9 protein-coding genes are annotated in these 9,698 nt (G+C 35.5%); 5 read left to right on the forward strand and 4 right to left on the reverse strand.

The window, feature by feature from the left end; genetic code table 11:
* From ZA07_RS01675 to ZA07_RS01685, 3 genes are read right to left on the reverse strand one after another with little or no spacing between them, the layout of a single operon-like run.
* On the reverse strand, positions 1–1,410 hold the full coding sequence (locus ZA07_RS01675; RefSeq protein WP_053969997.1) for a bifunctional UDP-3-O-[3-hydroxymyristoyl] N-acetylglucosamine deacetylase/3-hydroxyacyl-ACP dehydratase: 1,410 nt from the start codon (positions 1,408–1,410) through the stop codon (positions 1–3).
* A complete protein-coding gene (gene lpxD, locus ZA07_RS01680) occupies positions 1,397–2,425 on the reverse strand; it encodes a UDP-3-O-(3-hydroxymyristoyl)glucosamine N-acyltransferase (protein WP_053969998.1) in 1,029 nt (342 codons plus the stop codon). The genes ZA07_RS01675 and lpxD overlap by 14 nt, the downstream gene beginning before the upstream one ends.
* 25 nt (positions 2,426–2,450) lie before the next feature.
* A complete protein-coding gene (locus ZA07_RS01685) occupies positions 2,451–3,680 on the reverse strand; it encodes an HD domain-containing protein (RefSeq protein WP_053969999.1) in 1,230 nt (409 codons plus the stop codon).
* A 34-nt stretch (positions 3,681–3,714) separates the two neighbouring features.
* On the opposite strand from ZA07_RS01685, the gene ZA07_RS01690 reads away from it, so the two are divergent.
* The 5 genes from ZA07_RS01690 to ZA07_RS01710 all read left to right on the forward strand — a co-directional run bounded on the left by ZA07_RS01690 (position 3,715) and on the right by ZA07_RS01710 (position 8,189).
* Positions 3,715–5,268: a bifunctional response regulator/alkaline phosphatase family protein gene (locus ZA07_RS01690; protein ID WP_053970000.1), complete on the forward strand. Its 1,554-nt coding sequence runs from the start codon at positions 3,715–3,717 to the stop codon at positions 5,266–5,268.
* 80 nt (positions 5,269–5,348) lie between these two features.
* A complete protein-coding gene (gene tsaE, locus ZA07_RS01695) occupies positions 5,349–5,765 on the forward strand; it encodes a tRNA (adenosine(37)-N6)-threonylcarbamoyltransferase complex ATPase subunit type 1 TsaE (protein WP_231628611.1) in 417 nt (138 codons plus the stop codon).
* Positions 5,766–6,011: 246 nt separating this feature from the next.
* The gene (locus ZA07_RS01700) at positions 6,012–6,557 is read left to right on the forward strand and encodes a hypothetical protein (protein WP_053970001.1); all 546 of its coding nucleotides are present in this window, start codon (positions 6,012–6,014) and stop codon (positions 6,555–6,557) included.
* A gap of 60 nt (positions 6,558–6,617) precedes the next feature.
* Positions 6,618–7,817 (forward strand): alanine dehydrogenase, encoded by a 1,200-nt coding sequence (locus ZA07_RS01705; protein WP_053970002.1) that lies wholly within the window; start codon positions 6,618–6,620, stop codon positions 7,815–7,817.
* A 15-nt stretch (positions 7,818–7,832) separates the two neighbouring features.
* Complete coding sequence (locus ZA07_RS01710; RefSeq protein WP_053970003.1) at positions 7,833–8,189, forward strand: hypothetical protein; 357 nt, start codon at positions 7,833–7,835, stop codon at positions 8,187–8,189.
* 47 nt (positions 8,190–8,236) lie between these two features.
* Here ZA07_RS01710 and ZA07_RS01715 read toward each other — a convergent pair.
* Positions 8,237–9,698: T9SS type A sorting domain-containing protein (locus ZA07_RS01715; protein ID WP_157492020.1), on the reverse strand; the 1,462-nt coding region annotated here is incomplete at its 5' end.

Consider the following 9,698-nt stretch of genomic DNA (forward strand, 5'->3'; position numbering starts at 1 on the left):
TTAGTTTTTTACTTTACTTATTTGTGCCATAAGTTCTGCTTCAGCACATAATTTTCCGTTAGCATAAGCATATCCTTGCATATGACAAATACCTCGTCTAATAGGAGTTAATAAATCACATTTAAAGATTAGGGTATCCCCAGGAACCACCTTTTGCTTGAACTTCACATTATCTATTTTCATAAAAAATGTAAGATAATTTTCAGGATCAGGAACGGTGCTTAGCACTAAAATACCTCCTGTTTGAGCCATGGCTTCTACTATTAATACACCCGGCATAACTGGAGCCCCTGGAAAATGTCCCTGAAAGAATGGCTCATTCATGGTCACATTTTTCATACCTATAACACAAGAATCCGTTAAGCTAAAAATTTTGTCAATCAATAAGAAGGGCTGCCTGTGAGGCAACATATTCATTATTTGATTTACATCCATCAAAGGCTCTTGATTTAAGTCAATTTTAGGAACATTATTCCTTCTTTCATTCTTGATAACCTTAGACATTTTTTTTGCAAACTGTGTATTGACAAAGTGTCCTGGTTTGTTTGCTATAACTTTTCCTTTAAGTCTAATACCTATTAAAGCCAAATCCCCAACCACATCAAGTAGTTTGTGTCTTGCCGCTTCATTAGGGTAATGCAATGTTAAATTATCTAAAATACCATTGGGTTTTACGGCAATGGAATCTTTATTAAAAGCTATTTTTAATTTATCAATAGTTGCTGGAGAAATTTCTTTATCAACGTAAACTATCGCATTATTCAGGTCACCTCCTTTAATAAGTCCATGCTCTAATAGTGTTTCCAATTCATGTAAAAAGCTGAAAGTTCTTGAAGATGAAATTTCAGTTTTAAAATCACTCATGGTATTTAAAGTGGCATTCTGGGTTCCCAAAACTTTGGTACCAAAATCAACCATGGTTGTGATTTGATACTCGTTGGATGGCATAACCAATATTTCACTTCCAGTGTCTTCATCAGTATAAGAAATCACATCACTTACTACAAACTCTTCCCTGAAAGCATCCTGTTCTACGATCCCTACTTTTTCTAGAGCTTCTACAAAAAACTTAGAAGACCCATCCATAATTGGAGGTTCTGAGGCATCTAACTCGATGATGGCATTATCAATATCCATTCCCACTAATGCTGCCAAAACGTGCTCTGACGTTTGGATTGTCACTCCATTTTTCTCTAAGCAAGTTCCTCTTTGGGTATTGGTAACATAATTAACATCCGCTTCAATAATAGGTGTGCCTTCCAAATCTATTCTTTTAAAAGCAAACCCGAAATTTTCAGGAGCAGGCTGAAAGGTTAAAGTAACCTCAGTTCCTGTATGCAAACCAACTCCTTTTAAAGAAATGGAGTCCTTAATGGTTTTTTGTTTAACTTCCGTATTAACTATTGCCATTTATTTTCTTTTCAATATCGTTTATGTTTTTAACTATTTTAGGGAGGTTCTTAAAGTGAACATATGATTTGTTGAATTCACCATAATTAAGCGCTGGCGATCCTTGCAACATTTCATTGTCTTTAATATTTCTTCCTATTCCTGATTGTGCTTGAATCTTTACATTGTTTCCTATAACAATGTGTCCCACAATTCCTACTTGCCCACCAATTTGACAATTTTCTCCAATTTTTGTTGAACCAGCAATTCCGGTTTGTGCCGCTATTACGGTATTTCTACCTATTTCTACATTATGGGCTATTTGGATTTGGTTATCCAATTTAACACCTCTTCTTATAATGGTCGAACCTAATGTAGCTCTATCAATAGTGGTCCCAGCTCCTACATCAACAAAATCTTCTATAATAACATTTCCTGTTTGGGGCACTTTGGAATATTCGCCATTTTCATTAGGCGCAAATCCAAATCCATCCGCACCAATGATAACTCCAGAATTAATCACGCAATTACTTCCTACCTTACATTCTGAATAAATTTTGGCTCCTGAAAATATGATGGTATTATCACCTATCCCTACATTATCTCCTATGTAGGCATTTGGAAAAATTTTGACATTATTGCCAATCTTGACATTTTCACCCAAATACGTGAAGGCGCCAATATAAATCTTTTCACCATGCTGTGCCGTTTCCGACATAAAAACCGGTTGCTCTATTCCTTCCTTATTCAATTTTACCATGTTGTAATATTCCAACAATTTTGAAAAGGATTTATAGGCATCATCTACCTTAATTAAGGTTGTTGACAAGTCATGTTCTGGTGAAAATGTCTTATTAACTATGGTGATAGAAGCCTGTGTAGAATAGATATATGATTGGTATTTTGGATTGGCCAAAAAGGTAAGAGAGCCTTCAGTGCCTTCCTCTATTTTTGAAAGTTTAGATACTTCAACATCGGGGTTACCCTCAATGTCTCCTTCTAAAATTCCCGCTATCTGATGTGCTGTAAATTTCATTGTCGCAAAAATATAAAAAAAAGTCCTAAAGTTTTTCTTTAGGATAACACATATAGAATTTTGTTACTGGTTTTGAAAGGGCTTTTAGGTTTAATTGATCGGATGCTTTGATGATGTTTTCTATCTTTCCTGATTTATACAAAATATTAATATGGTCCTTTTTCATTTGATAGGCTTGGTTTGATATTTCGCCTGTAAAAACAAAGTATGAAGCCTCTTTTTCAGAGATGTTGTACTTCTCCATTAACTTACTTCTATGAAACTCCAATTTCTCTTTTTGAACTTTTTTCTTTTTTAATTTTATCTTTAAAAGATCCCTATTAATAATCATATCAGATAAATTCCTTAAAACAAAATCCGAATGATATTGCCATTCTTTCATGGCCGAAATGATATCATAATCATCTAATCTCGCAAATACTTCAAGAGTGTTTGAATCGAAATTCTCAATACGGATATCATTCGATAAAAAATACTGTAAAGCCTCAGTGCATTTGAGTGTTTCCCCTTCATGAGTCAATTCTTTGGCTCTTTGCAACATCCTTATTAATAATTGCTCTGCTACCAAACTAGTTTTGTGCAAGTACGTTTGCCAATACATCAATCGTCTTGCTACCAAAAACTTCTCTACACTATAAATCCCCTTTTCCTCTACAACCAGTTCATCATCTACAACATGCAACATGGTAATTAGTCGCTCACTATTTATATTTCCTTCAGCTACACCACTGTAAAAACTATCTCTTTTTAAATAATCTGCTCGATCCATATCTAATTGACTTGAGATGAGCTGACATAAAAAACGACGTTGATATTCCCCCTTGAAAATTTGGATTGCAAGCGTTAAACTTGAGTTAAACTTATCGTTCAAATGCTCCATAAACATCATGGAAATTTGTTCATGAGATACATTATTTACAATACTATTTTCCATAGCATGAGAGAAAGGCCCATGCCCTATATCATGCAATAAAATAGCTATATAAAGTGCCTGCACTTCTTCTTCAGAAATCTCAACACCCTTAAAGCGAAGTACATTAACAGCTTTTTGCATTAAATGCATACAACCTAAAGCATGATGAAACCGTGTATGATGAGCACCTGGATAAACGAGATATGACAAACCCATTTGAGAAATTCTTCTAAGTCTTTGGAAAAATTTATGCTCAATCAAATCATAAATCAGCGAATTTGGAATGGTAATAAATCCGTAAATTGGATCGTTAAATATTTTGAGTTTGTTTTGCACTCTCAATCTTTAAAAACATTAATTAGTTAAACAAATATACATGAACCATATAAATATTCTTTGGGTTGATGATGAAATTGACCTTCTCAAACCTCACATCCTTTTTCTTGAAAAAAAGAATTACAAAGTAACAACTTGTAAAAGTGGTAGTGAAGCTTTGGATGCTTTAGAAGAAAAAACATTTGATATTGTCTTTTTGGATGAGAACATGCCGGGACTTACTGGATTGGAAACCTTAAATGAAATCAAAGAGAAAAGAAGCACTTTACCGGTCGTTATGATAACTAAAAGTGAGGAAGAATATATTATGGAGGAAGCCATAGGAAACAAAATTGCTGACTACCTCATAAAACCAGTCAATCCCAATCAAATTCTATTAAGTTTAAAAAAGAATTTGGATCATTCCCGTTTGGTTTCTGAAAAAACTACTTCCAATTACCAACAAGAGTTTAGAAAAATAGCTATGGATTTATCTATGGTGAACTCTTATGAAGAATGGGCCACTTTGTATCAAAAACTCATTTATTGGGAAATGGAGCTAGAGAACATTGAAGATGCCGGTATGTTTGAGATTTTAGAATCACAAAAGACGGAAGCTAACATTCAATTTGGAAAATTTATTGATAAAAGGTATTCTGAATGGTTTAAAAACAATCATGATGCCCCTGTCATGTCTCATACTTTAATGAAAAAATGGGTAGTCCCTGAAATATCAAAAGACCAACCTACCTTATTAATAGTCATTGATAACTTGAGATATGACCAATGGAAAGCTTTTGAACCAATTATTTCGCAGTATTATAAAAAGGAATCCGAAGAACCCTATTTCAGTATTCTTCCTACTGCCACCCAATATGCCAGAAATGCTATTTTCTCTGGACTCATGCCCAGTGACATGGAAAAAAGACATCCCGATCTATGGAAAAATGATACCGACGATGGCGGAAAGAATCTGCACGAAGCCGACTTTCTTGAGGCTCAAATGAAACGTCTTGGCTTGAATGATTATAAGTATGAATACCATAAAATTACCAATCTAAAAACAGGTAGAAAATTAACTGAAAACTTCAAATCTTTAAAAGATAACGACCTAACAGTGATAGTATACAATTTTGTGGATATGCTATCGCATGCCAAGACCGAAATGGAAGTTGTAAAAGAATTGGCATCCAATGATAAAGCATATCGCTCCCTAACACAAAGCTGGTTTAAAAACTCTCCTTTGTTGGAAATGATACAACAAGCGCAACAACTAGGTTTTAAATTACTGCTAACCACAGACCATGGAACCATAAATGTAAAAAGACCATCAAAAGTCATTGGTGATAAGGACACAAGTTTAAACCTTAGATACAAAACAGGAAGAAGTTTAACTTATGAAGAAAAAGAGGTTTTGGTTGTTAAGGACCCAAAATCGGTTCATTTACCTTCCATAAATATGAGCAGCTCCTTTATTTTTGCAAAAGAAGATATGTTTTTTGCTTATCCTAATAATTACAATCATTATGTAGGATATTACAGAAACACTTACCAACATGGAGGGGTTTCGCTAGAGGAAATGGTTATTCCATTCATTAAACTGAGTCCGAAATAAATCCTTGTAATGCATAAAAATCCGATGAAATACATATTTTTTTGGGTATTGTCACATTTTATTCTTAATATTGTCAAGTAATGTCTCAAATTTTGGATACCAACTATTTAATTTCTGATTTAGAAGATGTTGCAAAGGAAGTTCTTGCAAATCTGAAAACCAAAACAATAATCCTCAAAGGTAGTATGGGTACTGGCAAAACTACCCTCATCAAATCTTTAGTTAAACAACTAGGAAGTAATGATGAAGTTTCCAGCCCTACCTTCTCCATTGTAAATGAATATCATATAACCAATGGTAAAATTTATCATTTCGACTTATATAGACTTAATGATATTGAGGAGGCCTATAATTTTGGTATTGAAGATTATTTGTATTCTGGACATTGGAATATCATTGAATGGCCTGAATTAATTGAAGATTTGCTTGATGATTATGATAAAATCGAATTAAACATTAATAAAGATAATAGTAGAAATTTAAGATTGAAAGCATAAAATAAAGAACCCAATCTGCCAAAAAATGCACGACTTACGGTTTTTCCCGTAATGAAAAATCCAAAAAGTTATGTTTTTAACATAATTTTAACATTTCGAGACAACTAAACAGAAGGTCTCTACATACTTTTGGGATATAATTAATTAATTAATCCCTTATTATTATGAAAACTAAGAAGTATGTAATCGCAATTGCAATTTTTGGTGGAATGCTGTTCACAGCTCAAGCTACTAACTTATTTAAAGATGCACCAAAAATCGAAAAAAGTAAAATTAGAGTCCCAGTTAACGGATAAAAGAAAACTGGATAAAAGTCTAATAATAGGGAGTATTATAGCTACTTTTATAGCTACTACTCCCTTTTTATTTTCACTTTATGAAAATGTACCTTCAACAAAGACTTGGGAAACGTTTCTTTTTACTTATACCAGTGGAGGATATGAAGATGTAAATATTGTTGCATGGACATTAACAGGTAAACTAATCCCGCTTTTACTTCTCCTTATTTGGTTTTTCACTTGTCGCCATTGGTGGTATCATGCCATTCTAGTCCCTATTGTAATGTATAGTTGGCAAATTATCGGCTTGTTCAAAGAAGATTTATCCTATGTTGATGAATTACAATTGATTTATTTATTGCCCATAATGGCCATTATTATACCTTCCATTTATTTGGTAAGAGCCCAAATGTTCAACAAATTGAATACGGTTGATAAATCTATGGAAGATCTGGAAGAGGAGTTCAAAATTAAACCTACCACCCTTTGGGGTAAAATCAAACAGTATTTTTAATTACTGCCTATTTACTTTCAAAATTTAATTGTATTTTGACTTTTATTTTATTAAGCTATCATGTCAAAATCTTTTTCGCCATTTTCTAAACACGAACTCATACCTCAAGAGGAAACTTTAGAAATTCTTAAACATAAAAGTGCCCTCTTTATTGGTATTCCAAAGGAAACGGCCTACCAAGAAAAACGTGTCTGCTTAACCCCTGATGCCGTTTCGGCATTAATAAACAATGGCCACAGAGTTTTAATTGAGTCTGGTGCTGGGTTTGGCGCCAATTTTACTGATACTGATTATTCAGAAGCCGGAGCAGAAATAACAAATGATCAAGCCAAAGTCTACGGATGCCCTATAATTTTAAAGATAGAGCCCCCTACCCTAGAGCAAATAAAACTGATTAATCCCCAATCTATTTTAATTTCAGCTTTGCAATTAAAAACTCAAAGCAAAAAATATTTTGAGGTCTTAGCTTCTAAAAGAGTTACTGCTCTTGCATTTGAATTTATAAAAGATGAGGATGGCGCTTATCCTGCTGTTAAATCATTAAGCGAAATAGCTGGAACTGCTTCTGTTTTGATAGCTGCTGAATTATTAAGTAATGTTAATGATGGTAACGGTTTAATGTTTGGGAATGTTAGTGGTGTACCACCTATTGAAGTTGTCATTTTGGGTGCAGGAACAGTTGGTGAGTTTGCTGCTCGAAGTGCTATGGGACTGGGTGCGAACATCAAAATCTTTGACAATTCCATCACTAGACTACGAGGTATTCAAACCAATTTAGGTAGACCTCTTTTTACATCCACACTTCAGCCTAAAAATCTATTAAAAGCACTTAAACGCTGTGACGTTGTTATTGGCGCCGTAAGAGGTAAGGATCGTTCACCTATTTTAGTTACAGAAACAATGGTTGAATGCATGAAACCTGGCTCTGTTATTATTGATGTTAGTATTGACATGGGTGGTTGTGTTGAAACTAGTGAAGTAACCACACATAAAACCCCAACGTTTACTAAGCATGGCGTCGTACACTATTGTGTTCCTAATATCCCGGCTAGATTTTCGAGAACAGCCTCTATTTCAATTAGTAACATGTTTACGCCATATTTATTGAAAATTGCCGATGATGGAGGTCTGGAAAATTCATTAAGATTTGACAAAGGTTTGAAAAATGGATTGTACTTTTACCACGGCATTTTAACAAATAAAGCCGTAGGAGAATGGTTTGATTTAAAACACAGCGATATCAACCTTCTTATTTTTTAATCTAATTCATTTTTAATGAAATTCATACATCGTCTGGGGTATTACTTGGGAGGATTTTCAATTGGCCTCATTCTTTTGGCCTTCTTCTTAAGTGGAAAGAAGGTATCCTGTGATTACGGTCCCGAAGCCAGAGTTAAAAAAAACATACAATCAAAGCCTTTAAAATATTCCGATATCATTCAATCACAAATCGGTTCCGGTTCCATTGACAGTCTAGACATCTCCTCCGTTTTGCAACAAGGAGATATTGTTTTTTCTGAAAGCGAACCAAGAAAAGAACCTTGTGGTGTTTATAAGATTAAGTTTGAAGAGAAAGAAATCATGGTCGAAAATTGTGACAGTTTAGTTTCAATTCTTTCCTATAAAAAATAGAAAAGGGAGCGATATGCTCCCTTTCTTATTTTACTTGTAAAATTCTTTTACTGATTTAAAATTATTTTCTTCGTATAAGAGTTTCCTCCTTGTTTAATGGTTAATACATACATACCATTTTGAAAATGACTCAAATCATATTTTTTATTGAAAGTACTTGAAGTTGCGCTTATAGCTTCATTAATTAAAATATTCCCCATCATATCGTGAAGGTAAATGGCCGTAATTCTTTCGGCGCCTCCCCTCACTTTAATATGAATAAAGTTCTTTGTTGGATTAGGAAATACTGAAAAATCAAAAGCATAATTTTGTTCTCCTGAATCCGAACCACTACCTAAGTTGTTACAATCTTGATCCACCAAAACCATAACACTATCGGTTTGAGAATTAATCCCATTTGACACTACCACAAAATATTCCGTAGTTTCATCAGGACTTACATCTATGCTTTGTGTTGTCGCTCCATTACTCCATAGATAAGTTAATCCACCTTCTGCAAATAACTCAACACTTTCTCCCAAACAAATTTCTTCATCCTCTCCTGCATATGCATTCACTAAAGGAACTACATTAACTATTACACTATCTAATGAAGAACATTCTCCGGTTGTTACCGTTACCTCATAGGTCGTGGTTGCCGATGGACTTACCTCAATACTCTGGGTCACGGCCCCGTTGCTCCACTGATAGCTCTCACCACCGGTTGCGGTCAACACAACTGTGGATCCTACTTCCATGCTCACATCTGATCCTGCATCGGCAGTTGGTAAGGCATTGACGTTGACAGTCACACTGGCGCTTCCGCTCTGCTCTCCTTGGCTCACGGTCACTGTATATTCCGTAGTGGTATTTGGTGATACCTCAATACTTTGGGTAGTGGCACCGTTGTTCCACTGATAGCTCTCTCCTTCTGAGGCGGTCAATACAGCAGTACTTCCCTCACAGATGGTTACATCATCTCCTGCAGATACAACCAATTCTGGTGTTTCAGGTTGGGTCACTGTAACCGTTACTGAATCTGCGGAAGAACATTCGCCGGTTGTTACCGTTACCTCATAGGTTGTGGTTGCCGATGGACTTACCTCAATACTCTGGGTCACGGCCCCGTTGCTCCACTGATAGCCCTCACCACCGGTTGCGGTCAACACAACTGTGGATCCTACTTCCATGCTCACATCTGCTCCTGCATCGGCAGTTGGTAAGGCATTGACGTTGACAGTCACACTGGCGCTTCCGCTCTGCTCTCCTTGGCTCACGGTCACTGTATATTCCGTAGTGGTATTTGGTGATACCTCAATACTTTGGGTAGTGGCACCGTTGTTCCACTGATAGCTCTCTCCTTCTGAGGCGGTCAATACAGCAGTACTTCCCTCACAGATGGTTACATCATCTCCTGCAGATACAACCAATTCTGGTGTTTCAGGTTGGGTCACTGTAACCGTTACTGAATCTGTGGAAGAACACTCGCCGGTTGTTACCGTTACCTCATAGGTCGTGGCTGTCCAATCG

Origin of the sequence: Mangrovimonas sp. ST2L15, assembly GCF_001280515.1 — a bacterium.
In the GTDB taxonomy this organism is placed as follows: Bacteria; Bacteroidota; Bacteroidia; order Flavobacteriales; family Flavobacteriaceae; genus Mangrovimonas; species Mangrovimonas futianensis.

Bases quoted from the DNA above. Each gene is read 5' to 3' on its own strand.
- ZA07_RS01675 (WP_053969997.1), bottom strand. From the start codon at position 1,410: ATGGCAATAGTTAATACGGAAGTTAAACAAAAAACCATTAAGGACTCC.
- lpxD (WP_053969998.1), bottom strand. From the start codon at position 2,425: ATGAAATTTACAGCACATCAGATAGCGGGAATTTTAGAAGGAGACATT.
- ZA07_RS01690 (WP_053970000.1), top strand. From the start codon at position 3,715: ATGAACCATATAAATATTCTTTGGGTTGATGATGAAATTGACCTTCTC.
- tsaE (WP_231628611.1), top strand. From the start codon at position 5,349: ATGTCTCAAATTTTGGATACCAACTATTTAATTTCTGATTTAGAAGAT.
- ZA07_RS01700 (WP_053970001.1), top strand. From the start codon at position 6,012: ATGCACCAAAAATCGAAAAAAGTAAAATTAGAGTCCCAGTTAACGGAT.
- ZA07_RS01705 (WP_053970002.1), top strand. From the start codon at position 6,618: ATGTCAAAATCTTTTTCGCCATTTTCTAAACACGAACTCATACCTCAA.
- ZA07_RS01710 (WP_053970003.1), top strand. From the start codon at position 7,833: ATGAAATTCATACATCGTCTGGGGTATTACTTGGGAGGATTTTCAATT.